Here is a 23,765-nt window from a genome sequence, read left to right as displayed (position 1 = left end):
GCAATTTTAAGCGAACGCGATATTAGTCATATGTGTGTTAACAGTTGGTTTGCGTCCGAGACAGGATCTCCGTTCGGCGAGGGGTATCTCTCGGTCCGCTCGAGATGTGCGGCCACGTGCTGCTTTCGGATGCCGGGAACTGATGACATTTCGCTCAGGCTGTCCTGCCGTCCGCGGAGATTGACCGTCGCGGGACCGCATGCGACTGACACGAGACCTTTTCTTGCCGGAGGGACCGCGTGAGCACTGAGTCTGGAACGAGCCTCGTGTCGCCGCCGAAGACGCTGCTCCTGGCCGGGTGGCTCTTCGCTTCGATCTTTTTCCTCTATGCCTTCGTCCTCCGGGTTTCGCCCTCCGTCATGGTCGATGACCTGATGCGGGAATTTGCCGTCGGGGGGGCGATTCTCGGCAATCTGTCGGCGGTCTATTTCTATGTCTATGCCAGCATCCAGATACCCGTCGGGGTAGCCATCGACCGGTTCGGGGCGCGGCGCCTGGCGACCGTTGCGGCGGCGATCTGCACGGCCGGCGTTATGGTGTTTGCGAACTCTGAAACCATCGAGATGGCCTATGTCGGCCGGTTCCTGATCGGTCTCGGCTGCGCCTGCAGTTTCGTAGCCGCGTTGTCGGTCGCGGCGATCTGGTTCCCTGCGCGCTTTGCGCTCCTGGGCGGCCTTGCGCAGGCGTTGGGGGTGCTGGGCGGGATTCTCGGGCAGGCGCCGTTCGGTTACGCTGTCGAGCAGATCGGCTGGCGCGATACCAATTGGGCGGTGGCGATCGGCGGCGCCGTGCTGACGGTGTGCCTGTTCCTTACCGTGCGCGACAAGGTGCGGGCGCATGACGAGCCGGCGCGTCCGCTTCTCGAGGGCCTCAAACGCGCGCTCTCCAACCGGCAAACCTGGCTCGCCGCGATCTTCGGCGTCGGCATGACCGGGTCCATGCTGGCCTTCGGCGGGCTCTGGGGCGTGCCCTTCCTGATCGAGGCCCGCGATATGACGAAGCCGGAAGCGGCGGCGCTCGCCTCGGTGATGTTCTTCGGCTGGGGGATCGGCGCCCCTGTGGTCGGCTGGCTTTCCGACAAGCTCGGCAAGCGGCGGCGCTTCATGGTCGCGGGCGGCCTGCTGGCGACCGCGGGAATCTCGCTGGTGATCCTGTTCCCGGCCATGCCGCTGCCGCTGCTGCAGGCGGTGCTGGCGCTGCAGGGGGTGGGCTCCGCTACCATGGTGTTGAGCTTCGCCGTTGCCCGCGAGCACAACCCGGCCTGGGCGAACAGTGCCGCGCTCGGGATCATCAACAGTTTCGTCGTCGGCAGCGGAGCCGTACTGCAACCCTTCATCGGCTATCTGCTGGACCTCGGATGGCAGGGCCGGATGGTCGACGGCGCGCGCGTCTACGCGCTGGAGACCTTCGAGACGGCGTTTCTGGTGCTGCCGCTGTTCTGCCTCGCGGGCGTCGTGGCGGCAGTCTTTATCCGGGAAGTCGCCCGCAACTGATCGCCTTTCGGAGTGATCCGTTCAGAGCAGTCCGCGCGCCTTGAAGCTGGTATGCGCCGCGCGGCCGACGATGATGTGGTCGTGCAGCACGATGCCGAGCGTTGCCGCCGCCTGCCGGATCTGGTTCGTCATCTCGATGTCGGCCTTCGACGGCGTTGTGTCCCCGCTCGGATGATTGTGCACGAGGATCAGGGCGGTCGCGCCGAGATCGAGGGCGCGGGCCACCACCTCTCGGGGATAGACCGGGGTGTGATCGACCGTGCCTTCCTGCAGCACCTCGTCGGCGATGATCCGGTTCTTCTTGTCGAGGAAGAGCACGCGGAACTGCTCGCGCTTGGAGAAGCCCATGGCGGCGCGGCAATAGGCGATGAGCTGGTCCCAGGAGGAGACAACGGCGCGCTCGCGCACCTCCTCCTGCATCAGCCGGATGGCGGCGGCGCGCACCGCCTTCAACGCGATCGCCGTGCTCTCTCCGACACCGCGGACCTTCATCAGGTCCTCGGCCGGCGCGGAGATGATCTCGGAGAAGCTGCCGAACCGCTCGAGCAGCATTTTCGCCAGCGGTTTCACGTCGCCGCGCGGCCTTGACTGGAACAGCACCAGCTCCAGCAGCTCGTAATCCGCGACCCGCTCGGGGCCGGTCTTCAGGAAACGGTTCCGAAGCCGGCGGCGGTGGCCGGCATTGTAGTCCGGGTTCAGAAGGTCATCGCGTGGCACGGAAACGTCCTCCCCTCAAGGTCCTCCACAGCTGGACCATGAGAGGGGCGGAGCGCTTTTTCCGGCGATCAGACCTCATAGGGTGGCTTGGTATAGCCCTTGGGCGAGAGCGTGAAGATCTCGCAACCCTCGGCGGTGACGCCGATGGAATGCTCGAACTGGGCCGAGAGCGAGCGGTCGCGGGTGACCGCGGTCCAGCCGTCGGGCAGGATCTTCACCGGGTACTTGCCGGCATTGATCATCGGCTCGATGGTGAAGAACATGCCTTCCTGCAGGATCGTGCCTTCGCCCTTGTTGCCGTAGTGCAGCACGCTCGGCGGGGCATGGAAGCTGCGTCCGAGACCGTGGCCGCAGAAATCGCGGACGACCGAGCAGCGCTGGTCCTCGGCATATTTCTGGATCGTGTAGCCGACGTCTCCGAGGGTCGCGCCGGGCCTGACCACCTCGATGCCGCGCATCAGGCAGTCATAGGTGATGTCCATCAGCCGGCGGGCCTTCACGCTGACCTTGTCGCCGACGCCGTACATCCGGCTGGTGTCGCCGTGCCAGCCGTTCAGGATCACGGTGACGTCGATATTCAGGATGTCGCCGTTCTCAAGCTTCCGGGCCCCCGGAATGCCGTGGCAGACGACATGGTTGATCGAGGTGCAGATCGATTTCGGAAAGCCCTTGTAGCCGAGCGGCGCAGGGGTTGCGCCATGTTCGAGGATGTAGTCGTGACAGAGCTTGTCCAGCTCCTCCGTGGTCACGCCCGGCCGAACGAACGGAGTCAGGTAGTCGAGGGTTTCCGCCGCCAGTTTTCCGGCCTGCCGCATCCCCTGGAAATCCAGCGGTCCGTGCAGCTTGATGGTGCGGGCGTTGTCGTCCTGGGCGAGGGAGGGATCTTGCATTCTGTTCCATCTGCGCGCGGCGCCAAACCGCGCTTTGTCTCTTGAGCGTCCGCCATAAATGCGGTCCGGGGCATCCAGCGTCAAGTCAATCCGCGCCGCTGGCGCGCTGCTTGTGGTGCGGGTCAGGGCCAGATGACGGGCAGGGGACGGCGCACCGTGATCGCCTGGGTGGTGATCTCGCAGTCATAGCAGATCGCCTCGACGCCGGCCGCGCGAGCCAGGCGAAGCGCCTCGGCATAAGCCGGATCGATATCCCCGGCGACGCAGAACCGGTCGCAATCCATGCGTTGCACCAGATAGACCATCACTGCCCGGTTGCCCTTGGCGACTTCGTTGCCGAGCTCGACCAGATGCTTGGCGCCGCGCTTGGTGACGGCATCGGGAAATTCCGCCGCGCCCGGATTGGGACCGCCGTCGCGTTTCAGATGCACATTCTTCACCTCGGCGTAGCAGAACCCTTTCGCCGGATCCTCGAGATAGAGGTCGATGCGGGAATTCTCCCCATAGCGCACTTCGCGGCGGAGAGACGCATATCCGGCCAGTTCGGTGATCGCGCCGCTTCCGATGGCCTGCTCGACAATGGCGTTCGGGCGGCCGGTATTGATGCCGACCAGCCCGCCGGCGGTCTCGATCAGCTCGAAGGTATAGGCGAGCTTGCGCTTCGGATTGTCCGACTTCGAGAGCCAGACCTTCGAGCCCGGGTCCTTGAGCCCGATCATGCCGCCGGGATTGGGACAATGCGCCGTCACCTCGGTCCCGTCGGCAAGCCTGACGTCGGCAAGAAAGCGCTTGTAGCGCTTGATCAGGGTGCCTTCGTGGAGCGGCGTCGGAAGTTGCATCGGAGCGTCCGTTGTTTCATGGTTCGCTTGCGCTAAGCTCTTCAGACCTCATAGCAATCCCGGTCCTTTATGTCAGACGAAACCGTCACCTCCGCCTTTCTGATCATCGGCAACGAAATCCTCTCCGGCCGCACCAAGGACAAGAATCTCGGTTTCCTCGCCGAAAAATTGACCGAGGCCGGGATCCGGCTCTCGGAAGTCCGCGTGGTGCGCGACGAGGCGGAGGAGATCGTGGCGGCCGTGAACGCCCTTCGCGCGCGCTACACCTATGTCTTCACTTCCGGTGGCATCGGTCCGACCCATGACGACATCACCTGCGCTTCCATCGCCGCCGCCTTCGATCTGCCGGTAATCCGCAATCCGGAGGCGATGCGCCGCATGACGGTGCATTACAAGACCATCGGGCGCGAGTTCAACGAGGCGCGGAAGAAGATGGCGGAGACGCCGGACGGCGCGGAGCTGATCGACAATCCGGTCTCGACCGCGCCCGGCTTCATCATCGGCAACGTCCATGTCATGGCGGGGGTGCCGAGCGTCTTCCAGGCGATGGTGCTGGAACTGCTGCCAAAGCTGAGACACGGTGAGAAGATCCAGTCGCGCGCGGTCAGCTGCACCCTCGGCGAGGGTGTGGTCGCCGAGGCACTGGGCGAGATCCAGTCGCGCTACGCGGATATCGAGATCGGCAGCTATCCCTATTTCCGCGCCGGCTATTTCGGCACCACGCTGGTGGCGCGCGGGACCGACATCAAGCGGCTGGAGGCGGCCGCTGAAGAGATCCGGCAGATGATCCGGGACAAGGGCGGGGAGCCGATCGAGGCTCGGCCAGAAGAAGCGGAGGAAGCAGAAAATGCCGGTTGAGACCGAGCGCAAGACGGTCGGCACCGGGAGCGTGGTGACGCTGACCTGGGACAATGCCGAGAAGCTCAATATCGTCAATTCCGAGGGGATCGGCGCGCTGACGCTCGCGATCAACGAACTGGAGGAGGATGACAGCCTGCGCGCGCTTGTGCTGCGCGGCAAGGGAAGCAAGGCCTTTATCGGCGGTGCCGATATCAACGAGATGGCGGCCTGCGACCCGGAGAGTGCGGAAGCGTTCATCTCCCGCCTTCACGGCCTGATGAAGGCAATCCGCGAGTGTCGCGTCCCGGTCATCGCGGCGATCGACGGCTATTGCCTCGGCGCCGGAATGGAGATCGCGGCATCCTGCGACATCCGGATCTCCAGCGACGAGGCGAAGTTCGGCATGCCGGAGGTAAAGGTCGGCATTCCCTCGGTGATCGAGGCGGCATTGCTGCCGCGGCTGATCGGCTGGGGCAAGGCGAGCTATCTCATCTATACCGGCGCCATCATCGATGCGCGCACCGCCCGCGACTGGGGCTTCGTCGAACGTCTGGTGACGTCCGTTTCCCTCCCGGAGATCGCGGCCCAGACAGCGCGCGAGATCGCCGAGGCAGGGCCTGCCGCGATCCGGATCCAGAAACAGCTCCTCAGGGTCTGGGAGGAGGAGCCGCTCGAAGCCGGCATCGAGTCCGGGATCGAGGCCTTCGCCGCGGCCTACGAGACCGGTGAGCCGCAGGCGATGATGCAGGCCTTCCTCGAGAACAAGAAAAAGAAGAAGGGCGCCGCCTGAACCATGGCCCGTGCCGCGCTTCCGGTCCTGATCGCGATTCTCCTGCTCGCGGCGGAGCCGGCGCGCGCGGCCTCGGTCGACGGCGTCTGGGGCTTCGTCGGACCCGACGGAGAGGCACGCTGCAGCGGTACCGCCGTGCTGGTCTTCCAGGATGGAAGATATGCACGGGTCCTGCCGAAGCTCGGAACCCTTGCGGGCGAGAAGGTCTATGTCTTCGGATCCTCCACCTACCGGATCTCCGGAGACCGCCTGGAGGTCGCGCCGGTCTATACCTGGACGGCGCCGGAGCCGGAACGGTCCTATCTGATCAGGCGTGGCGCGGAACCGGCGCTGCTGCGTGAGGGAGAACAGCCGGCGACGCTCAGACCCTGTCCGGAGCTGGATGCTAGTCAGTTGATTCCGTGACGCTTTCGGGCGCATACTTGAATGAATGACAGGCAGAGGGGAGGACCGGTCCCATGGCTGATCAATTTTCCAGTGCCGAACCGCAGGACGAGACTCCGGCGCGCCGCGCGGCGCCGAAGCGGGAGACGATGCCGGACCTCGATTCCGAGACACGGCGCGAATTCATCGCGCTCTACACCGATGCCTCCGAGAATCTCCGCTTCGCCAAGGCGCAGCAGTGGCACACCCTGGTCTATTTCTCGGCCCTATGCGTCGGCGTGGTCGCGGTCGGGGTCTGGCTGCGCTGGGGCGATGTCAGCCTGATCGCCTTTCTGTTCTACCTGCTCTGGATCTTCAGTCTGGCCACCGTCGGGACCATTCTGATGCTGCAGAGCTGGCAGAGCGGCGAAGCAAAGAAGCAGGCCTTCATCCGGGCCCATCTCGGCGAACTGACCCGCGCCGCGCTGGCACAAAAATCGCGCGTTACCGGGGATGTGCACCGCTACATGATGCTGGCTTTCATGCTGCTCTATGTCGAGATGGCGACCCTCGCGGTCTCGCGGATGCTCTGGCCCCACTTCTGACCGGCAAGTCTGGCTCATTTCTTGCTTCTCCTTGGTTTCGACCACTTTTCAGGAGACACGAAACCATGGGCACCAATGTCCTCAGGAGACCCGATACCGGCGCCGGAACCCCGGCCTCGAGCGCTAGAGGCTGGAAAAAACTCGATCTTTCCGAACTCTTCTCGCGCGATTTCCGGATCGGCAAGAACGGTATCTACTGCGCTGCGCTCTCGGCACAGATTGCCGGGACGGAAGAAGATACCGGCTCCGAGTGACGGGAGAGCGTTGTGGTCGAAGCGATCATTCATCGGGGCGACTCAGGGTCGGCGTCCAGCGATCTGCTGAAGAACAGCGCGCTTGAACCGCTTAATAGCGGCAAGACCGATGTCTTCCGCATGACCTTCAACGGCGTCTACAGCAGCCGGATCGAGAAGGCTCCGGTAGAGGAGGAGGAGTCGGACTCCGGGGCGGCGGAAGCGCTGTCTCCGGCTGCGGCGGCCTTTCTCGCCCATATGATGAAGACGCCGGAAGAGCTCTATTTCGAGCGCATCCTGAAGGAGAAGGGGCTCACTCCCGAGCAGTTCGAAATGCTGCCGCAGAAGGAAAAGGCGGCGCTGCGTGAGGAAATCATGGAAGAGGTCAGGCTCCGCATGGAAGAGGACGCGGTCAAGAAGGCGGCGGGCAAGGAAGTCTGACGCGCACCCGAGAGAGTCCGGTCAAAAGCAAAAGGGCGCCCGAAGGCGCCCTTTTCGCATCTGCAGGAGACCGTCCTGGGGATCGAACAGCGCGGTTGCGCGCATACTCAGACGCCGCGCGCGGCTTCCTCGAGCAGGGCCGGGTTGGAGACGATCCCGCTATCGCCCGGCAGATTGGCAAGCTCCTCCGAGACCGCACCGGCAAGCGCCAGCGCGTCTTCGCGGGAGAGATTGTCGTTGACGCTCTCGGCCACCGACGCGGCGCCGCGCGCGCCGCCGCTGACCGAAACCGAGACTGCGCCCTGGGCACCCTCGGTCTGTCCCGGGCCCTGCGGACCGTCAGTCCGTTTTGCCGGCGTGGTCTGCGTGCGCGCGACGTTCTGCGATGCGAGCGTGCTCTTGATGTCCATGGATAATCCCTTCGGCTTTCGCGCCTGTCTGGTGGAACTGTAACTTTCCTACGTCGTCTTGTCACCAACACCATGGACGGCATCCGGCACGGCAGCGTATTCCTAGATCGAACCGTCCGGCCGCGCATGCTGGCGTTCGGGGATATCGGACGAAACGAGCAAGCGGGCGGAGTCAGATTGGAGCAGGTTCATCACTTCATCGACACCCATTACGTCGCCCAATGGGCGTCGATTTCGGGTCTGCTGATCTCCTTCTTCGGTTTCGCGGTCACGATCCTGAACGTGGTGCGGTCGCGCGACGCGGCGACCCGTGCCGAGGAGGCGGCAGAACGGGCGATCCGGGCGATTACGGGAATCGAGATCGTCGACGGCCTGGCGGAGGCCATCCGGCTGCTCGACGAGACCCAGCGCCTGAACCGGCTCGGCGAATGGGCCCTCGTGCTCGACCGGCACCGGGCCTTCCGCAACATCGTCGGCGATTTGAAGGCGAACGACTCGATCAGCAAGTACAAGAATATCGGCCGCCTGCAATCAGCCTTCCAGCAGTCCTGCACCATGTCCAACACCATCGAGCTGTTCCTCGACGGGAACGGAACGGCGCAGAGCGTGAACGTGGCACAGATGAACAAGGTCCTCACCAAGCAGGCGGAACATCTGGGTGCCCTGATGGTCGAGATCCGTACCGCCGTGGGAGCAAAGCAATGATCAGCGAGAAACTGGGCGAAATGGTCGTCCGCCTGAAGCAGCGCACGGAGGAAGGCAAGGTCGACTGGGAGGAGACCTCCACCCGCGGCCGTTTCCAGACCACCCTGAACGACCATTCCCTTGTCATCGCCGAGCAGGAGAACGAGGACGATCCGGCGGTGACGGATTACTGCATCACGATCTTCAACCGCGACGGCGACGATATCGAATGCTTCACCGACAGCGACCTTGCCGAGGTGCCGGAAGCGAACGCGGACGAGACCTACCGCGCGATGATGAAGGGGATCCACGCCATCGCCCGCCGCAAGGCGCTCGGTGCGGAAGAGGCGGTGGACGCGATCCTTGAGGTGCTGGACGAGTCCGAAGTGGGCGACGACGAGGAGAAGGATCCGAAATAGGGCCGCCTTTCTTTCGGCGTGATCGGGCCGCTATCATGGGTGAATGAAACGCTGCATTGAACGCCCCGTACGGGTGGGGCTCGCCCTCCTGCTGTGCCTCTGCCTGACCCCGCCCGCACTGGCGGACGAGGAAAAGCCTCTGGCCTTCGTGCCGCCGGAGATCCACGGGCTCTGGGAAATCGCGGAGATCGATTTCGCGGGCATCAGCGCCGTCGGCCCGGAGGAGGTCGGTAGGTTCGTCGGACGCCGGATCGAGATCGGCAACGCGCACATGGACCTGTTCGGCTATCGCTGCCGCGTCGACCGCTTCGAGGCGGAGCTGATCGACAATAATGTCGGCTTCTTCGGCGAGCGCTTCCTGTTCTCGAATGGGCTCAAGACCGCCGGACTGCGCAAGGCGCCGGACTTCTATCCCGAAAGACTGATGCTGGAGCTGAAATGCGCCGAGGAGGACAGGCCTGCGGTTGCGGAAGAGGATGCGATTTTCTTTTGCCTCGCGGGCGAGAGGCTCGACGGGAAGGGCTTCGACTCTTTCGGCGAGGGCGTGCTGGTGACGAGCTGCGACGGGGCCAATTACGTCCTCAGGCGGATCGCCGAATAGCACTGGTGGCCCCGGAGGGACTCGAACCCTCACGTCCGAAGACTCGCGATTTTAAGTCGCGTGCGTCTACCAGTTCCGCCACGGGGCCGGCCGGGCGTTAAGCAGTTCTAGCTACAGGAAGTTCGCCGCCGCGCCAAGATATGCCGGCGCGGCGTGCGGCGGGGGAGGGCGGTTATTCAGCCGCCTTGGCGGCCGCGCCCTTGTAGACCGGCAGGCGCCATTCGGCGTGCGCGCTGGTGCGGCCCTCGCAGACGTCGATATAGCTTTGCTGCAGCTTTTTCGTCACCGGGCCGATGGCGCCGCTGCCGAGCGGCAGGCGGTCGATGGAGAGGATCGGCGTCACCTCCCAGGCCGTGCCGCAGAAGAAGGCCTCGTCGGCGGCGGCGAGCTCGCTGCGGTCCACCGCCCGCTCGACGGTTTCGTAACCGGCCTCGCGTGCGAGCTGCAGCACCGTGTCCCGGGTGATGCTTTCCAGGATGTCGTTCGATGTGTCGGGGGTGATCACCTGGCCGCCCCGCACCATGAAGAAGCACATGCCGGGGCCTTCGGAGACCTTGCCGCGGCTGTTCAGGAAGATCGCGGTGTCGTAGCCGTCAGTCGTCGCCTGCACGGTGGCGAGGCGGCCGTTATTGTAGTTGGCGTTGCACTTCACCCGCATCGGCATGGCATTGTCCGGAACCCGCATCCAGGAACTGACCTGAGCGCTGATGCCTTTCAGCACGTTGGCCGAGCGCGGCCGCTCCAGCGCGGTGATGGCGAGACCCACCGGGCCGCAGGCGCCGGGGCCGCCCATGCCTGCGACGTAGCAGGACGTCATAATGTGCAGGTTGGTGCCGGCGAACTTGTTGGCGCGGATCAACTCCAGCGTCTTCTCGGTGACGAGATCCGCCGGGATCGCGCCGTCGAAGCGCATGAAGCGCTGCGAGAAGTCGAGCCGGTCCATGTGCTCGTGCATGCGGAAGAGGTAGAAATCCTCGTCCTTCTCGTTCCAGTAGGCGCGCAGGCCCTCGAACACGGTGGTGCCGAACTTGAAGGCCGCCGAGGCGACATGCACCGTCGCGTTGTCCCATTCCACGATCTCGCCGTCGATGACGGCATATTTCGGCGTCGACATTGCCGCGTCCCTTCCATCTTTCCGTTGAGCGGAGACAGGCTGCCGGCGGGCGCCGCACGCCCATTGGTAGTCTGACCCCCTGAATTGTTCTGATGACAATCCGGCGTTTGTCGGCTGCGCCGCCCGGTGCCATATTTCGAGCCTAGAGCGTTGCCGGACCTGTCACAAGCGCCTCTCCGGCACCCCTGAAAAGAAGGACGAGACGGAATGTCAGGTGCAAGCGACCGCCAGGACTACAACATGCGGCTCGCCTATATCGCGCTGCTCTGCGGCGGGATCATCGGCGCGCTGAGCTTCGGCATCCGTTCCGGCTTCGGCGTCTTCCTGCCGCCGATAACCGCCGAACTCGGGGTCGGGCGCGAGGTCTTCGCCTTCTCGCTGGCGATCCAGAACCTGCTCTGGGGCGCGACGCAGCCCTTCGCCGGCGCCATCTCGGACCGTTACGGTCCGTTCCGGGCGATCTGCGGCGGCGCGCTGATCTATGCCGCCGGCACCGTGCTGGTCGCCTATTCGACCTCCGCGGGCATGCTGCATCTGAGCGCGGGCGCGCTGGTCGGGGCCGGGCTTTCCGGTACCTCCTTCGGCATCATCCTGAGCGCCGTCGGCCAGCTTTTCCCGCCGGAACGGCGCTCCTGGGCGCTCGGCGTCGTCGGCGCCTCGGGCTCGCTCGGCCAGTTCCTGCTGGTCCCGGTTGCGGGCGGTCTCGTCGCCAGCGTCGGCTGGAAGGACGCGGCATTCTTCATGGGCCTCGCCTCGCTGGCAATGATCCCGCTCGCCTTCGCCTTCTGGACCGTCAAGGGCACCAAGGCCAGCCCGGTGCCGGCGGACCAGAGCGTCGGCGAGGCGCTGAGGGAGGCCTTCACCTACAAGAGTTACTGGCTGCTGACGGCGGGCTTCTTCGTCTGCGGGTTCCAGGTCGCCTTCATCGCCGTGCACCTGCCGGCCTACGCGACAGATCTCGGCCTCACCGTCGCCATCGGCGCGAACGCGCTGGCGCTGGTCGGCCTGTTCAACGTCATCGGATCCTACAGCGCGGGCGTGCTCGGCGGGAAATTCTCGCGGAAATATCTCCTCAGCCTGCTCTATTTCGGCCGCGGCGTGGTCATCGTCGCGATGCTGCTGCTGCCGCCGAGCGAGATCATGATCTATGCTTTCGCCGGCGCCATGGGGCTGCTCTGGCTCAGCACCGTGCCGCTGACCTCTGGGCTGGTCGGGCAGATCTTCGGCATGCGCTACATGAGCATGCTGTTCGGGATCGTCTTCTTCAGCCACCAGATCGGCTCGTTCCTCGGCGTCTGGCTCGGCGGGAGGATCTTCGACGAGACCGGCTCCTATAACGGGATCTGGTACCTTTCGATCGCGCTTTCTGTGTTTGCCGGGCTGGTTCACTGGCCGATCCGCGAGCAAGCGATCGAGCGGCAGCCGGTGGCGGCGGAATAGGCGGAACGGGACTCAGGCGCCGTTCAGCAGACGCGTGCCCTCGAGCCGCAACTGGTTCGCTTTTTCCGGGCCGAGCAGGAGTTCCGTCATCCGCACCTGGGTGAACAATTGACGCTGGGCGTCATCGGGATCAAGGGGGCTGGAATTCCGGCTCCGGATCGCGTCCAGCAGGGCCTCCGACTGCGCGCCGATATTCTGTTCCAGTTCGGCGAGGCGCTTGTTCACGTCACGCCCGATGCCCAGCTCGTCCGCGAAACGGTCGGTAATCATCAGCGAGACGATCCGGTCCTCGACCGCCTTCTGGGCCGCGACCGGATCCTTTTCGCTATGCAGTTGCCCGAGCGCCGAGAGATTGGATGCGACCTGGCCATCGAGCGCCTCCAGCATCTCCCGGCGGACAAGGTCCGCCATCTCGGTCTTGGTGCGCTGGACCTGCCGGTTCTGCATGCGTGAGCCCGAAGTGCCGACGGCGCGGGCGGCGCCGAGGATGTCCTTGACGAATTTCTCCGTCTGCAGCGCCAGATCCTGGCCGCTGGTAGCGTTCTGGATCTTCTCTTCGAGGCCGCGGATCTTTTCCTCGGTCTGGCTGACGATCGCCGCATTCGCGATCTCGGTGATCCCGGAGACATCGGCCACCGTTCCCGCTTCCTCGGCGCGCTGCATGATCTCGACGATCATCGAAGGGTCCTGCAGCCGGGCGAGGATGACGAAGACGATGAACTGGGTGTTGGCCGGGCGCTGGCGATGCACGGTATTGAGAGCGGTGCAGATATGGGCCAGATGGGCGTTCGTCACCTGGCTGAGGCCGGACGACGGCAGTTCCTTGCGCAGTTCCATGACCGGGACCGCAACCTCGAGGATGCCGGCCATTTCGATCAGTGCGGCGAAGACGGTCTCGTCCCCAAGCTGTTCGATCAGCGCCCGTTTCTTGTTCTTGTCGCGTTCCGTCTCGGTGAGGATCTGGCGGAGCTTCCCGGCGGCATAGCGCCAGAACCCCGTGCCGAGTTCGATCATCGCCGCCTCGTTGTCCTTGTCGATCTCCTCAAGTTCGTCCTGGTAGCGTTGCACGCGGGAGACCTCGGCATGTTCGAGGAACAGCTTGTAGCAGGGAACGATTGTACTGCGCGGAATGCGGCCGACGGCCTTGCGCGGTTCGCCGGATGTGTAGAGCAGGTCGGCGAACGGTTCGGCGAAGAACCGGACAAGGGTCGCCTGGCGCTCCGGTTTCATGATCGCGAGACGGGGACGCAGCTTTGCCAGTACCTGGGCGATAGCCGGCGCCTTCTTGCGGTCGAGTGCGCGCTTCTCGAGCTCGGCCACGAGATTGGCGAGCTCGGCCTCCGGAATCCGGAACAATTGGCCGTCGAGGTCTGCGAGATTGATTCGCGTGTCGTCCGAATCCGAATTCATTCGCTTATCCGAAGCTCCTTGCGAGAACGTTTTCCTGCCGCAGCATGCTCTGCAGGTCGATATTGCTTTGTCCGCGCACTTCGTTGCGGGACGCCGCCAGCCCGAGGCGTTTCGCGAATTCCAGCCATCGAGCATGGCTGTTGACGTTCACTTCGTCACGCGGCAGCAGGGGCAGTCCGGAAAGAATGGTCGAAACTGCCGCCAGCTGTTGTTCCCGATCCGCACGCAGCGCATTTTCCCAGATCGCGAAGATCATCGGCCAGCCGTCCTCGAGCCAGGGAACACGCGCGCTCAGACGTTCCAGGTTCGTCCTGCAGCGCGTCCAGTTCTTCAGTGTTTCCGCGGGATTGTTCGTGAAACCATCGATTTCGTCGAACGCGGTCTGCCAGTTGGTGTGGGTTTCCTCGAGCACTTCGAGCACCAGGCCGGCCGGGTGATCCTCGTCAAGTTCGCTGGTCCGCATCCAGTCCCTGAAGGAACTGCGGAAATGATCCGCATCCGAGAAGATCTTTCGCAGACGCCCCGCAGGCTGTTGGCGCGGAATGCCGAGCAATTCCAGGATGTCGCTCCATTCGGTCATTGCCTGCGAGAGCGGTTCGGGCGCGATGTTCAGCATCCGGGAAATCCGCCCGAGCATGCTTTGCACTTTTTCCTGGCCGGATGGAAGGCTGAGCGCGGCGAGGCTGAGATCGAGGTCGGTGTCGAGTACGGCCTTCACCACGTGGCTGGTGAGGGCGAGGCTGATGCGAAGTTGGTCCTCCGTGGAGCGGCCGCTGGCCTCGGAAGCGGAGACTGCCGCATCCTCGCCGGCGAGGCCGGTGATCGAGGCGCTGATCACGGCCTCACGGACCGCATCGGGCGTGACGGTCTCTATAACGCTGATATTCTCGTGCAGCACGCGGTCATATACGGTGAGCTTGAAAGTCTCCGGAACACCGTTCCAGGCAATGACATAAACCCCGCGCCCCCCGGACAGGCCCGAAATCACCAGTTCGAGGCGCCCGCGCTCGCCGTTTCTGACCCTTGCCGTCGCCACGCTCGGCGTGGTGAAGGGAACGGCCACGCCGCGCTCGGCGAAACTGGAGGGCCAGAAATGGGTCGCTGTCGTTGATTGGTTCGCCATGCCTTTGGGATCCATATGCCCGATTCTAGATTTCGCGCGACCAATGCGTCTTCAAGCCTGTATTTGGCCCGAAAATTACCGCATTTTCAACGGAATTTCAGAATGTTAACCGATTGGAGCAAGGCTCTGAGAAGACTAGAGATCCTTTGCGCCGCCCGCTTTGCTGCTCACGGTTGCATCGATATTGGTGAGCATGTCGTTCAGTTGTTCGAACCTCAATGCGCCTCTCACGCTCTCGCGCCGCGCCCGGTCGAAAATGTTTCTCGTGTGCATCAGCGAGGTGCAGCAATAGCCTAGCAACCAGTACCGGTAATGCGAGGTAATCAAGAAATTCCGAAATGCAACCGGGTCTCCTTCGTCAATAAATTTCCGGTAGCATGAATCGAAATCCTTGAAGATCTGGTTAATATTTCCGACCACATTCAGGATCTTTTTCAGAACGCGCTGCTTGAACATTGACTGTTGTTCCAGGAAGGCCCGGTGCTCGCGATGATCTATTGGCAGCGAGGCGTCGGATTTGATCCATCCGATGACTTCGGCGATCTGCGGTTTGTTTTCCTCGAACTGGTACTGATAGAAGGAGACGCCTTTCCAGGCGCTGAAGACGTTGGCAACTTCCTTGTTGTCGATCTTGAAGGCCTCGATGAAGAGAGCGGCCTCCGGAATTGTCGGATCCCAGATCGCGTCGATGAAGCGTTGCGTCTTGGCGCTGTCATTGTCGTCGGCGCCAAGCGCCTTGTTGACGATCGGGCGAACCTTGTCGCGGATCACGGATTTTATGTTTTCCTCTTCGCCGTCCTTCATTTGCAGGTAGGCCGGATTATAGGAAAGCTTCTCGCGTTCCAGTGCCGTCTTGAGCAGGAACGGATCGAGCGAGGGCAGATCGTCGATCAGCGTCAGGCGCTTGAAATCGCGGGTCATCGCCTCGGTCATGTCGCCATGAGCGATTCCGACATAGCGCTGCAGCAGCTCCTCGGCATCCTTCTGGCGCAGATAGACGGCATAACCGCCGTCTTGCGGGAATTCCTCGTCGTTCGGGATGTAGATCGCGGTCTCGACCGGCCGCTCGTCCGAGAGAGCGGCATCCTTGCCGCTGAAATCCATCGCGGCCTTGTCCGAGACCTCGAGCTTGAAATTCGGATACTTGAAGATGATGACGCGGTTAAGGCTCGGAATCTCGAAGAAGTTCTCTCCGTGTTCCCGATCGAGCGTGATCCCGAGAATGTTCCAGGTGACACTCGGCGGACCGTAAATGATCTGGTCCAGGATCGGCGTCAGCTTGCGCCGTTTCTCCTGCGCGTCGCCGTCTCTGCTCTGCACCAACATTTCGCGCTCCCGGGTGAACCGACAGTATCCGTAGCACCCTCTTTAAACATGAGATAGTGCAGGATCGGGAACCGTGAATCCAGCGATGTCACCCGGAAATATGACCGCTCCTGGCGCTTCCAGGCTCAGCGCGTCGGGCCGCCCAGAACCCGGAAACGTTTGAGATAGGCCTGTTTCGCCGCGGTGGGGGACATTGGCTCAATGGTCACGTCCGCGCCGGTTCTCGGTTTTCCGAAAATCTTGTCCGCCTCGGACTTCGAGAATCCGGCGAGTTGCGTCGCTTCGAGATACGCCGCGATCCTGTCCGCGCGCTTGATCTTGGCGGTGATCTCCGCCGGCAGTTTCGCTGGCAGCCCGAACCTGAGATGCACGGCGCCCTCGAGCCGCTTCTCCACATCCTTGTAGTCGGGGCCGATGACCGCCTTGAAGGGGGTGATCATGTCGCCCACAACATATTCGGGGGCATCGTGCAGCAAGGTCGCAAGACGCCATTTCAGGCTCATCTCGGGATCGAGCCTGTGCACCAGTTTCTCGACCAGAATGGAGTGTTCGGCGACGGAGTAGGGCCAGCGACCTTCGGTCTGGCCGTTCCATCGCGCCACCCGGGACAGACCGTGCGCGATATCCTCGATCTCGACGTCGAGCGGAGAGGGGTCAAGAAGGTCCAGCCGGCGGCCGCTCAGCATGCGCTGCCATGCCCTTGGCCCGGTGGCGGTTTTTGCGCGCGTCACGTCCTGCGTCCTTTCCTGCCGGTTCGGCGGCGTCCCAGATAGACGAGAACACCGAAACCGATCAAGGGCAGGCTCGCACCGGCGAGGACGCGGTTGGCGACCATGATGCTCCGGGTCTGGAAGCGTTCGAGCTCCATGATAAGAAGGCAGCGGTCCCGGGCTTCAGGATCCCTGTAGGAGGCTATGCAGGCTTGCTCCCGAAGCAGATAGGTTCGGTCGACCGGAGCGATATCTTCGGACCAGCGGACGAGAAACAGCCAGGCAAACGCACCGATCCATAGTAAAGAAACGGTGGCAAAGACCGGCCAAATCACGCGGGATTTCCCCTGTGTTGCGTGTGATTGCTTGGTCATATTAGACAAAACGCATGAAATCCAAATGATTGAAAGAATTTGTTCAGATGTTGATGCGATTCTGATACGGTGGCTTCAAGAGAAAGTCGCACAATAAAAATGGAGATTTTACTGTGCATCTGAAGGTTCTTGCAAAGAGCATGCTGGCCGTTGCGGCCGTGACCGCCTTTCTGTCGGCGGCGCCGCAGCCCGCCGGCGCCTACGACCCGCGCGGCATGACCGGACCGGGTTTCCTCGCCCTGGCGGACGGCCGGCTGATTTCCGGGTGGCTGACCAAAGGAAACCGGGTTTTCTACTTCAAGCTCGAGAAGCGCAAGGTCTACTCGATGCACATTCCGGCACAGAATGGGTTCGCCGAGTTCTATGAAACCGGCACCGTGCGCCCGACCAAGGAACACTATTGCCTGACGCCGTTCGACACCGAAACCGAACGTTGCCTGCGTGTGCGCCTGCTCGAGAACAACGAGTTCGAGAGTACGGATGATCAGGGCAATCGCATCTCCCGCTGGTGGCTCGCGGCACAACAGTAATCGCATATCGGGAGAGAGGCCGGACTTGACCTCTCTCCCCGTGCGTTCCAGTTTTGCGGTCTGACTTACCTGAATTATTCGTGCCAGGACATCCGATGACCGCCGATACGCAAGCCGCTCCGCCCGCCGGCGGAGCCTTTTCCGACGTCAAGGTCATCGGCCTGATCGGCGTTGCGCATTTCTTCAGTCATTTCTACATCCTGCTGCTGCCGCCGCTGTTTCCGGTGCTGCGCGAACAATTCGGTATCAGCTTCCTTGAACTCGGTCTGATCATGACGGTCTTCAGTGGTGCGACGGCGAGCACGCAGCTTCCGTTCGGCTACCTGGTCGACCGGTTCGGCGCCCGATGGATCCTGATCGGGGGCCTCGCTCTCGAGGCGCTGGCTTTCCTCTTCATTGGCTTCGGCGACAGTTTCTGGGGCCTGCTGGCGCTGATGGCCGTCGCCGGCGTGGCGAACGGGGTCTATCATCCGGCCGACTACGCGATCCTCTCCGCCTCGGTCTCCGGACCGCGCATGGGCCGCGCCTTCAGTCTGCACACCTTTGCCGGGTTTGCCGGCTTCGCGGTGGCGCCGCCGCTGGTCATTTTCCTGAGCGAGATGATGGGCTGGCGCTCAGCGCTGGTGGTCTGCGGCGTTGCCGGGCTGGTCACCGCGGCGGCCCTGCTGCTCTCGGCCCGGAGCCTTCATACCAAGCGGAAGCCGGATGACGGGGCGCCCAAACCGGCGACGGACAAGGCCTCCAGCCGTGCGCTGCTGTTCTCCTTCCCGATCCTGATGTGCCTCGGCTTCTATACCATGACGGCGATGGGCTCGGGCGGCCTGAACAACTTCCTGGTCTCCGCACTCAATCTCGTGCACGGCACCGAGATTCCGGTCGCGACCGGTGCGCTCACAGGCTATCTCGTCGGCACCACGATCGGCATCCTGTTCGGCGGCTACCTCGCCGACAAGACCTCCAACCACAATGTCATCGCCGCGTTCTGCTTCTTCGCGACCGCGGTCATGATCGCCATGGTGGCGACGGTCGATCTGCCGGAGCCGCTGCTGCTCGCTTCGCTGACGGTCCAGGGAATCATGCACGGCATGATCATGCCGTCGCGGGACATGATCGTCCGCTCGGTGACGCCGGACGGACAGTACGGCAAGGTTTTCGGGTTCGTGACCACGGGCTTCAGCATCGGCGGCATCGTCTCGCCGATAATCTTCGGCTTCATCCTCGACGAGTTCGCACCTGAGCTTGTGTTCTATGCCATCGCCGGGTTCATGTTCCTGTCGATGTTCACCGTCTTCACCTCGGTTCGCTGGCGCCGTTTGCCGGCGGCGGATCCTGCCTGATCCGGCTTTCCCGGAGCCAGATGTATAGCCCGGCGCCGATTACCAGCGCGGCGCCGGCGCAGGTCCAGAAATCCGGCAGGGTGTCGAAGACGAGCCAGCCGAAGAAGGTTGCCCAGAGCATCTGCACATACTGGAACGGTGCGAGCAGGGACGCGAAGGCGTAGCGGTATCCGAGAATCAGCAGGCATTCCGCCGTGAGCGCCAGCAGGCCGATGGCGGCAAGCACCGGCCAGCTCTCGACAGGCGGGAGAGGACCGGAGCCGGACAACATGATTGCCGAGCCGACGATCCCGGTCAGTCCCGTCAGGAAAGTGGTCGCGGCGATCGGCGTTCCCGATCCCGCATGGCGCGTCATCAGGCTAAAGACCGAGAAGAAAAAGGCGGTCCCAAGCACCATGAAATGCGCCGGGGAAAGTTCCTGAAGCCCGGGCCTGAGGATCACCAGAATACCGCCGAACCCGACCGCAACGGCGCTCCAGCGCCTGATGCCCACCTGTTCCTTCAGGAAAAGGACGGAAAGCCCGACCGTGATGATGGGCGCCATGAAGGTGATGGCCGCCGCCTCGGCCAGCGGAAGCTCGGTTATCGCGGTGAAGAAGAGGATTGTGGAGAGAAACATAAAGCAGCCCCGGAATGCGAGGAAACCGAACTTTCGTCCGCCCAGGACCGTTTTCGGCCCAAGGAACGGCAACAAGGGCACGAGAACGGCAAAATGCACCGCGTAGCGGAAGAAAGTGACTTGTTCGACCGGCAGCATCGCCCCGCTCTGCTTGACCAGCATGTCCATGGTGGAAAAGCAGCTGAACCCGGCGATGATCAGGCAGATCGCAAGGGCGGGGCGGTGAACGCTCGCGCCGGTTGTCATGGTCGTCCCCGATCCGGAAAGGAATGTGTCAGCGTCTGAGCGGGGTCGGTGTCGGCGGCTGCTTTTTCACCTGGCGCTCCCGGACCCAGACATAGAGGCCGGCGGCGACAATCAGTCCGGCGCCGAGGAATGTCCAGAGATCGGGAACGTCGGCGAAAATGAAGAAACCGTAGACGGTTGACCAGATGATGATGGTGTATTGGAACGGCGCGAGGATCGAGGCACTCGCGTAGCGGTAGGCATAGATCAGGATCTGGTGGGAAATCCCGCCGATCGCGCCGATCAGCATCAGCAGTAGCCATTCCCTCAGGGTCGGCGTCTGCCAGTAGAAGGCGACCAGAAGGCAGGCGCCGGCGGTGCCGATCAGTGCCGTGTAGAAGAGCATCGCGACGGGGTCTTCAGTGCGGTTCAGCGCGCGGGTCAGCAGGGCAAAAACGCTGAACATCGTCGCCATCGCCAGAACCAGAAAATAGGCCCAGTGAACCTCCTGGAAGCCGGGACGCAGCACCACCAGCATGCCGGCAAAGCCGATCGCGACGGCGGACCAGCGCCGGATGCCAACCGTCTCGCGCAGGAAGAAGGCCGACAGGGCGACGGTGATCAGCGGTGCAACGAATCCGATGGCGTTGGCTTCGGCCAGCGGGATTTGCGAGATCGCGGTGAAAAAGCAGAAGGTGCAGCCAAGCAGGAGGAGGCCACGAAGCACGACCTTGCCCGTCTGGTTCGTCGTCAGGGTCCGCCGCACTCCAAGAAGCGGGAGGATCATGATCATCGCGAGGAAATGAAAAAAGTAGCGCCCCCAGATGACCATTTCGATGCGGATTGTCTCGGAGGTGAATTTCGCCAGCGCATCCATCGTCGCGAACATCGCGATCGCGACGACGCTGAGTCCGATGCCGAGCGCCGGGTTGCTGAGGCCGCCATCCTGGGCGGTTTCTGGCGCGCGTATTTCGCTCATGGAGAGGCGGTCCTGACAGGAGTTGCGCGGGGCTGGCGCCCCCCGACCCTTAGCCCTTGGCCGGGGCTCTGGCAATCGTCGTGGTGAGTAACTGTGTTCGCGTCAGCGCGCGATTCGCACCGCCTGGCAGAACTGGCGTTTCGCCTTCAGGGCGCTGCAGGCCTTGCCGGCATCCGCGCGAGTTTCGAAGGCCGCACCGACGAGGCGCACGAAGGTGCCGCGCCCGTCGCCCGCATCGAATTCGATGGTCTTCAGCTGGAGGGCGCCGAGATCGTTCGGGTAACGCTTCTGCAGGGCGGACCAGCCGCGCCGGGCGCCGCTCTGGGTGCGGTAGGACTCGAGGTGAATGCCCCATTTCCCGGTCGCGCTCGGCGCCGTCATGCCGGACTTGGGTTTCTCCGTTTTCTCTTCGCCGGGCACTTCCTTCGGTGCCGTCATCTTGTCGTCCGCCATCGATTCCAGCTTGGAGACGACGGATTCGAGGCGGGAGATGAGCATCACCAGACGCGTGTCGTCGATGGCCGGCATGCTTTCATCAGTTTCTTCCGATTTCGCCATGCCGTCGTCGGTCCCTGTTTTCGCCATCGGCACCTGGGACTGCATTTTGTCGGCGGCGATCTTCGGATTGATCACGTCGGTCTTGTGTTCCGGTTGGTCGACCGTAACGGGCATGCTGGCGGTCCGGTTGTCGGCGAGGTTGACGGACATCAGCTCCTTGCGCGAGCGGGAATTCGAGAAGATGCGCTCGCGCAGGACATAGTTCTGGGCCACCGGAGCGTAATAGAGGCTGGTCTCGACATCCTTGCGTTTGCAGTCGATGCGGAAGGTGGTGAAGGTGCCGGCGGGAACGGTCACGTCCTCCTGTCCGGTAACCACGCAGCGCAGCTCATCTTCCCAGCCGGTCGGCACCTTTTCGCTGTTTCCACGGATGCCGAAGGCGACGATATTGCCTTCCTGCAGAGGAAAGAGGGAGCCCGGATTGCCGATCACGGTCTGCCGGCCGCGCCCGAGTTCGGGATGCGAGGACCAGGAAAGCTGCGGCGTGACGAGTTCGTTCGTGGTGGTCCAGATCAGTCCGGAATCGTTCGTCCAGGTCACCCGGTCCGGGGTGACGCCGACAACCTGTTCCTGCACGACATTGCCGTCATCGTTGAAAACATAGGTGTCGCCCGGCTGATAGAGCGGCTTCGGTGCCGGAGGCAGCTGGGCGAGCGGCTCTTTCGCCGGGAGCGTGTCAGCGTCGCCGGAAAAACCGAAGTCGGGAATCTCGAACGAGCACGCGGAAAGTGCGCCGATCAAGGCCAGGGGAAGAAGACGTCGGGAGAGTAGCCGCATCGTGATTTTCGTCGCCTGAAAGGGGCGCCGTACCCCGGGTCAATAGCCGGAAAAATATCCAATATCTTGGCCTTAGTGTCAACTGGACCCCTAGATGATGTTGCACCAATGAGAGGCTGAATTGGCATTGGCGGGGCCGTTGACAGAGCCGTTTCGCACCCGCACTCTTGGCCTCTCTCCTGAGGCCCGCCGCGCAGTCCTTGCGGTTTCACCGGGCCACCATCGAAAGGACATTGCGATATGGTTACGGCGAAGGCGGATCTGGTATTGCGCGGGGGCAATGTGTTTCTTGGCCGCGGTGTCGGATTTGCCGAATCGGTTGCGATATGGGGCGGCAAGGTCATCGCGCACGGCTCGAATGCCGAGCTGGACGGGTTGATCGGGACGGGAACAAGGGTTGTCGATCTGCGTGGCCGCCTCGCGGCCCCTGGGCTCAACGACGCGCACCAGCATCTGCTTTCCGTCGGGCTCGGACTGTCGGAGATCGATTGCAAGAAGGATACGCGTCTTGCCGATCTGCTTGAGAAGGTGAAGGCGCGCGCCGCGAAGGCGAAGCCCGGCGAGTGGATCTTCGGCCGCGGCTACGATCATTTCGAACTTGATGCGAAACGCCATCCGTTCCGCGAGGAACTCGATCAGGTGGCGCCGAACAATCCGGTCTATGTCAAGCGGACCTGCGGCCATATGGGCGTCGCGAACAGTGCCGCGCTGAGCCTTGCGGGAATCGACGAATCCACACCGCAGCCGGACGGCGGTCACATCGAGAGCCAGAACGGCAAGCTGACCGGCCTGCTGCAGGAACGGGCGCAGGAAAAGATCACCGCCGTGCTGAGCGACCATACTGTCGAAGCGCTGGCGGAGGGTGTCCGCGCCGGTCAGCAGCACAATCTTTCCCTCGGTTTCACCAGCGTCACGGATCCTGGCGTCGGTCTACGCCAGGGCTATGACGAGTGGCTGGCCTATCAGCAGCTGAAACGACAGGGCGGTTTCGGCCTGCGCATGCATCTGATGCCGCTCGCCGGCGCCAGCGGCTGGCCGGACCGGGCGATCGATCTCGGCCTGATGACGGGGGACGGGGACGAGTGGCTGCGGGTCGGTCCGATGAAGCTCTTCACCGATGGCAGCGCGGGTGGCAAGACCGCGGCGATGTTCAATCCTTATCTCGGCGAGCCGGACAATCTCGGGATCATGATCTATGAGGATCAGCAGCTCTTCGATTACGTGAAGGATTACCACGACCGCGGCTATCAAGTGGCGACGCACGCCATCGGCGACCGCGCGATCGAACAGATCCTGACCGCCTACGAACTGGCGATCGGCAATGACGTCGAGACCCAGGGGAACCGGCGTCACCGGATCGAGCATTGCGGTTTCCTCTCGCCGGAACAGCTTGCCCGCATGAAGCGGGTCGGCGTGGTTCCGGCGCCGCAGGCGATCTTCATGTACGAGTTCGGCGACCTTTATGTCGACGTGCTGGGCGAGGAACTGGCCGCAAAGGCCTACCCGTTGCGCTCCTTTCTTGACGCCGGCGTGTATCCCTCGGCGAGCTCGGACGCTCCTGTCTCCTCCACCAATCCGTTCCAGAACATCTATTCGATGATCACGCGCAGGACCAGACGCGGCACCTTGCTGGGGGCGGACCAGCGGGTGAGTCTTGAAGAGGCGCTGCATTGCTACAGCTATTGCGGTGCTTACGGCTCCTTCGAGGAAAACATCAAGGGCACACTGGCGCCGGGGCAACTCGGCGACGTGACCGTGTTCGATTGCGATCTCTTCGCCGTCGAGCCGGAGCAAATTCTCGAGGCCAATGCCGATCTTGCGATCGTCGGCGGCGAGATCATGCATGACCGCCTTGGCGAGGCGGCCTGAAAGCAAGGAAACGGGGCCGCAGCCCGGCCCGGAACAGAGAAAGCAGGGA

Annotated in this window: 27 protein-coding genes and 1 tRNA gene; 14 read left to right on the top strand and 14 right to left on the bottom strand. The window is 63.0% G+C overall.

Annotated elements, in window-relative coordinates:
• Window positions 1-239: 239 nt before the first annotated feature.
• Window positions 240-1,493 carry an MFS transporter gene (locus ACOOE1_RS05755; RefSeq protein ID WP_420405382.1) on the top strand — a complete coding sequence of 418 codons (1,254 nt, stop codon included), beginning with the start codon at window positions 240-242 and terminating at the stop codon, window positions 1,491-1,493.
• A 21-nt stretch (window positions 1,494-1,514) separates the two neighbouring features.
• Here ACOOE1_RS05755 and radC read toward each other — a convergent pair whose 3' ends face one another.
• The 3 genes from radC to sfsA form a co-directional block, all read right to left on the bottom strand.
• A complete protein-coding gene (radC, locus tag ACOOE1_RS05750; RefSeq protein ID WP_420405381.1) occupies window positions 1,515-2,210 on the bottom strand; it encodes a RadC family protein in 696 nt (231 codons plus the stop codon).
• A gap of 68 nt (window positions 2,211-2,278) precedes the next feature.
• Complete coding sequence (map, locus tag ACOOE1_RS05745) at window positions 2,279-3,100, bottom strand: type I methionyl aminopeptidase (protein WP_420405380.1); 822 nt, start codon at window positions 3,098-3,100, stop codon at window positions 2,279-2,281.
• A gap of 122 nt (window positions 3,101-3,222) precedes the next feature.
• Window positions 3,223-3,939 (bottom strand): DNA/RNA nuclease SfsA, encoded by a 717-nt coding sequence (gene sfsA, locus ACOOE1_RS05740; protein ID WP_420405379.1) that lies wholly within the window; start codon window positions 3,937-3,939, stop codon window positions 3,223-3,225.
• A gap of 69 nt (window positions 3,940-4,008) precedes the next feature.
• On the opposite strand from sfsA, the gene ACOOE1_RS05735 reads away from it, so the two are divergent.
• The 6 genes from ACOOE1_RS05735 (at window position 4,009) to ACOOE1_RS05710 (ending at window position 7,211) form a co-directional block, all read left to right on the top strand.
• The gene (locus ACOOE1_RS05735) at window positions 4,009-4,797 is read left to right on the top strand and encodes a competence/damage-inducible protein A (protein WP_420405378.1); all 789 of its coding nucleotides are present in this window, start codon (window positions 4,009-4,011) and stop codon (window positions 4,795-4,797) included.
• Entirely contained in the window at window positions 4,787-5,569 is a 783-nt protein-coding gene (locus ACOOE1_RS05730) for an enoyl-CoA hydratase (protein ID WP_420405377.1), read from the top strand. The genes ACOOE1_RS05735 and ACOOE1_RS05730 overlap by 11 nt, the downstream gene beginning before the upstream one ends.
• Window positions 5,570-5,572: 3 nt before the next feature.
• On the top strand, window positions 5,573-5,974 hold the full coding sequence (locus ACOOE1_RS05725) for a hypothetical protein (protein WP_420405376.1): 402 nt from the start codon (window positions 5,573-5,575) through the stop codon (window positions 5,972-5,974).
• A 53-nt stretch (window positions 5,975-6,027) separates the two neighbouring features.
• Window positions 6,028-6,537: a hypothetical protein gene (locus ACOOE1_RS05720; RefSeq protein ID WP_420405375.1), complete on the top strand. Its 510-nt coding sequence runs from the start codon at window positions 6,028-6,030 to the stop codon at window positions 6,535-6,537.
• A gap of 65 nt (window positions 6,538-6,602) precedes the next feature.
• Window positions 6,603-6,791, top strand: coding sequence for a hypothetical protein (locus ACOOE1_RS05715; protein ID WP_420405374.1), 189 nt, complete (start codon window positions 6,603-6,605; stop codon window positions 6,789-6,791).
• A 12-nt stretch (window positions 6,792-6,803) separates the two neighbouring features.
• Window positions 6,804-7,211, top strand: a complete 408-nt coding sequence (locus ACOOE1_RS05710) for a hypothetical protein (protein ID WP_420405373.1) — start codon at window positions 6,804-6,806, stop codon at window positions 7,209-7,211.
• Between the two features lie 107 nt (window positions 7,212-7,318).
• Here ACOOE1_RS05710 and ACOOE1_RS05705 read toward each other — a convergent pair whose 3' ends face one another.
• On the bottom strand, window positions 7,319-7,621 hold the full coding sequence (locus ACOOE1_RS05705; RefSeq protein WP_420405372.1) for a hypothetical protein: 303 nt from the start codon (window positions 7,619-7,621) through the stop codon (window positions 7,319-7,321).
• Between the two features lie 177 nt (window positions 7,622-7,798).
• On the opposite strand from ACOOE1_RS05705, the gene ACOOE1_RS05700 reads away from it, so the two are divergent.
• From ACOOE1_RS05700 to ACOOE1_RS05690, 3 genes are read left to right on the top strand one after another with little or no spacing between them, the layout of a single operon-like run.
• The gene (locus ACOOE1_RS05700) at window positions 7,799-8,326 is read left to right on the top strand and encodes a hypothetical protein (RefSeq protein ID WP_420405371.1); all 528 of its coding nucleotides are present in this window, start codon (window positions 7,799-7,801) and stop codon (window positions 8,324-8,326) included.
• Window positions 8,323-8,724, top strand: a complete 402-nt coding sequence (locus tag ACOOE1_RS05695) for a hypothetical protein (RefSeq protein ID WP_420405370.1) — start codon at window positions 8,323-8,325, stop codon at window positions 8,722-8,724. The genes ACOOE1_RS05700 and ACOOE1_RS05695 overlap by 4 nt, the downstream gene beginning before the upstream one ends.
• A 43-nt stretch (window positions 8,725-8,767) precedes the next feature.
• Window positions 8,768-9,325 (top strand): hypothetical protein, encoded by a 558-nt coding sequence (locus ACOOE1_RS05690; protein WP_420405369.1) that lies wholly within the window; start codon window positions 8,768-8,770, stop codon window positions 9,323-9,325.
• Between the two features lie 3 nt (window positions 9,326-9,328).
• Here the strand turns inward: ACOOE1_RS05690 and ACOOE1_RS05685 are convergent.
• Both ACOOE1_RS05685 and ACOOE1_RS05680 read right to left on the bottom strand, forming a co-directional pair.
• Window positions 9,329-9,413: transfer RNA gene (locus tag ACOOE1_RS05685), tRNA-Leu, on the bottom strand.
• 84 nt (window positions 9,414-9,497) lie between these two features.
• The gene (locus tag ACOOE1_RS05680) at window positions 9,498-10,439 is read right to left on the bottom strand and encodes a branched-chain amino acid transaminase (RefSeq protein ID WP_420405368.1); all 942 of its coding nucleotides are present in this window, start codon (window positions 10,437-10,439) and stop codon (window positions 9,498-9,500) included.
• 207 nt (window positions 10,440-10,646) lie between these two features.
• Between ACOOE1_RS05680 and ACOOE1_RS05675 the strand changes: the two genes are divergently transcribed.
• Entirely contained in the window at window positions 10,647-11,879 is a 1,233-nt protein-coding gene (locus tag ACOOE1_RS05675) for an MFS transporter (RefSeq protein WP_420405367.1), read from the top strand.
• 12 nt (window positions 11,880-11,891) lie between these two features.
• On the opposite strand, the gene ACOOE1_RS05670 is transcribed toward ACOOE1_RS05675, so the two are convergent.
• From ACOOE1_RS05670 to ACOOE1_RS05650, 5 genes are all read right to left on the bottom strand, one after another.
• Window positions 11,892-13,289: a hypothetical protein gene (locus ACOOE1_RS05670; protein ID WP_420405366.1), complete on the bottom strand. Its 1,398-nt coding sequence runs from the start codon at window positions 13,287-13,289 to the stop codon at window positions 11,892-11,894.
• Window positions 13,290-13,293: 4 nt separating this feature from the next.
• The gene (locus ACOOE1_RS05665; RefSeq protein ID WP_420405365.1) at window positions 13,294-14,412 is read right to left on the bottom strand and encodes a hypothetical protein; all 1,119 of its coding nucleotides are present in this window, start codon (window positions 14,410-14,412) and stop codon (window positions 13,294-13,296) included.
• Between the two features lie 135 nt (window positions 14,413-14,547).
• Window positions 14,548-15,738 carry a hypothetical protein gene (locus ACOOE1_RS05660; RefSeq protein ID WP_420405364.1) on the bottom strand — a complete coding sequence of 397 codons (1,191 nt, stop codon included), beginning with the start codon at window positions 15,736-15,738 and terminating at the stop codon, window positions 14,548-14,550.
• 125 nt (window positions 15,739-15,863) lie between these two features.
• Window positions 15,864-16,469, bottom strand: coding sequence for a YfbR-like 5'-deoxynucleotidase (locus tag ACOOE1_RS05655; RefSeq protein WP_420405363.1), 606 nt, complete (start codon window positions 16,467-16,469; stop codon window positions 15,864-15,866).
• Window positions 16,466-16,783, bottom strand: a complete 318-nt coding sequence (locus ACOOE1_RS05650) for a hypothetical protein (RefSeq protein ID WP_420405362.1) — start codon at window positions 16,781-16,783, stop codon at window positions 16,466-16,468. The genes ACOOE1_RS05655 and ACOOE1_RS05650 overlap by 4 nt, the downstream gene beginning before the upstream one ends.
• 152 nt (window positions 16,784-16,935) lie before the next feature.
• Here ACOOE1_RS05650 and ACOOE1_RS05645 point away from each other — a divergent pair, with 152 nt between their 5' ends.
• Both ACOOE1_RS05645 and ACOOE1_RS05640 read left to right on the top strand, forming a co-directional pair.
• Complete coding sequence (locus tag ACOOE1_RS05645) at window positions 16,936-17,352, top strand: hypothetical protein (protein WP_420405361.1); 417 nt, start codon at window positions 16,936-16,938, stop codon at window positions 17,350-17,352.
• Window positions 17,353-17,447: 95 nt separating this feature from the next.
• Window positions 17,448-18,689 (top strand): MFS transporter, encoded by a 1,242-nt coding sequence (locus tag ACOOE1_RS05640; protein ID WP_420405360.1) that lies wholly within the window; start codon window positions 17,448-17,450, stop codon window positions 18,687-18,689.
• Here ACOOE1_RS05640 and ACOOE1_RS05635 read toward each other — a convergent pair.
• The 3 genes from ACOOE1_RS05635 to ACOOE1_RS05625 form a co-directional block, all read right to left on the bottom strand.
• On the bottom strand, window positions 18,643-19,554 hold the full coding sequence (locus ACOOE1_RS05635; RefSeq protein WP_420405359.1) for a DMT family transporter: 912 nt from the start codon (window positions 19,552-19,554) through the stop codon (window positions 18,643-18,645). The two genes, ACOOE1_RS05640 and ACOOE1_RS05635, sit on opposite strands and share 47 nt — an antisense overlap.
• 28 nt (window positions 19,555-19,582) lie before the next feature.
• Entirely contained in the window at window positions 19,583-20,512 is a 930-nt protein-coding gene (locus ACOOE1_RS05630; RefSeq protein ID WP_420405358.1) for a DMT family transporter, read from the bottom strand.
• A 102-nt stretch (window positions 20,513-20,614) separates the two neighbouring features.
• A complete protein-coding gene (locus tag ACOOE1_RS05625) occupies window positions 20,615-21,847 on the bottom strand; it encodes an SPOR domain-containing protein (RefSeq protein WP_420405357.1) in 1,233 nt (410 codons plus the stop codon).
• A 240-nt stretch (window positions 21,848-22,087) separates the two neighbouring features.
• Here ACOOE1_RS05625 and ACOOE1_RS05620 point away from each other — a divergent pair, with 240 nt between their 5' ends.
• Window positions 22,088-23,716 (top strand): amidohydrolase, encoded by a 1,629-nt coding sequence (locus ACOOE1_RS05620; protein WP_420405356.1) that lies wholly within the window; start codon window positions 22,088-22,090, stop codon window positions 23,714-23,716.
• Window positions 23,717-23,765 lie beyond the last annotated feature (49 nt).

It is taken from the genome of Nisaea sp. (assembly GCF_965216895.1).
Lineage (GTDB): Bacteria > Pseudomonadota > Alphaproteobacteria > Thalassobaculales > Thalassobaculaceae > Nisaea.
The sequence above is the reverse complement of the archived record's forward strand: the minus strand, read 5'-3'. Positions and strand labels throughout refer to the sequence as shown.

Excerpts from the sequence above, each read along its gene's own strand:
- ACOOE1_RS05705 (WP_420405372.1), bottom strand. The coding sequence starts at position 7,621 with ATGGACATCAAGAGCACGCTCGCATCGCAGAACGTCGCGCGCACGCAG.
- ACOOE1_RS05690 (WP_420405369.1), top strand. The coding sequence starts at position 8,768 with ATGAAACGCTGCATTGAACGCCCCGTACGGGTGGGGCTCGCCCTCCTG.
- ACOOE1_RS05640 (WP_420405360.1), top strand. The coding sequence starts at position 17,448 with ATGACCGCCGATACGCAAGCCGCTCCGCCCGCCGGCGGAGCCTTTTCC.
- ACOOE1_RS05660 (WP_420405364.1), bottom strand. The coding sequence starts at position 15,738 with ATGTTGGTGCAGAGCAGAGACGGCGACGCGCAGGAGAAACGGCGCAAG.
- sfsA (WP_420405379.1), bottom strand. The coding sequence starts at position 3,939 with ATGCAACTTCCGACGCCGCTCCACGAAGGCACCCTGATCAAGCGCTAC.
- ACOOE1_RS05730 (WP_420405377.1), top strand. The coding sequence starts at position 4,787 with ATGCCGGTTGAGACCGAGCGCAAGACGGTCGGCACCGGGAGCGTGGTG.
- ACOOE1_RS05625 (WP_420405357.1), bottom strand. The coding sequence starts at position 21,847 with ATGCGGCTACTCTCCCGACGTCTTCTTCCCCTGGCCTTGATCGGCGCA.
- ACOOE1_RS05725 (WP_420405376.1), top strand. The coding sequence starts at position 5,573 with ATGGCCCGTGCCGCGCTTCCGGTCCTGATCGCGATTCTCCTGCTCGCG.
- ACOOE1_RS05680 (WP_420405368.1), bottom strand. The coding sequence starts at position 10,439 with ATGTCGACGCCGAAATATGCCGTCATCGACGGCGAGATCGTGGAATGG.
- ACOOE1_RS05620 (WP_420405356.1), top strand. The coding sequence starts at position 22,088 with ATGGTTACGGCGAAGGCGGATCTGGTATTGCGCGGGGGCAATGTGTTT.
- ACOOE1_RS05670 (WP_420405366.1), bottom strand. The coding sequence starts at position 13,289 with ATGAATTCGGATTCGGACGACACGCGAATCAATCTCGCAGACCTCGAC.
- ACOOE1_RS05720 (WP_420405375.1), top strand. The coding sequence starts at position 6,028 with ATGGCTGATCAATTTTCCAGTGCCGAACCGCAGGACGAGACTCCGGCG.
- ACOOE1_RS05715 (WP_420405374.1), top strand. The coding sequence starts at position 6,603 with ATGGGCACCAATGTCCTCAGGAGACCCGATACCGGCGCCGGAACCCCG.
- ACOOE1_RS05665 (WP_420405365.1), bottom strand. The coding sequence starts at position 14,412 with ATGGCGAACCAATCAACGACAGCGACCCATTTCTGGCCCTCCAGTTTC.
- ACOOE1_RS05695 (WP_420405370.1), top strand. The coding sequence starts at position 8,323 with ATGATCAGCGAGAAACTGGGCGAAATGGTCGTCCGCCTGAAGCAGCGC.
- ACOOE1_RS05735 (WP_420405378.1), top strand. The coding sequence starts at position 4,009 with ATGTCAGACGAAACCGTCACCTCCGCCTTTCTGATCATCGGCAACGAA.
- ACOOE1_RS05630 (WP_420405358.1), bottom strand. The coding sequence starts at position 20,512 with ATGAGCGAAATACGCGCGCCAGAAACCGCCCAGGATGGCGGCCTCAGC.
- ACOOE1_RS05675 (WP_420405367.1), top strand. The coding sequence starts at position 10,647 with ATGTCAGGTGCAAGCGACCGCCAGGACTACAACATGCGGCTCGCCTAT.
- ACOOE1_RS05635 (WP_420405359.1), bottom strand. The coding sequence starts at position 19,554 with ATGACAACCGGCGCGAGCGTTCACCGCCCCGCCCTTGCGATCTGCCTG.
- map (WP_420405380.1), bottom strand. The coding sequence starts at position 3,100 with ATGCAAGATCCCTCCCTCGCCCAGGACGACAACGCCCGCACCATCAAG.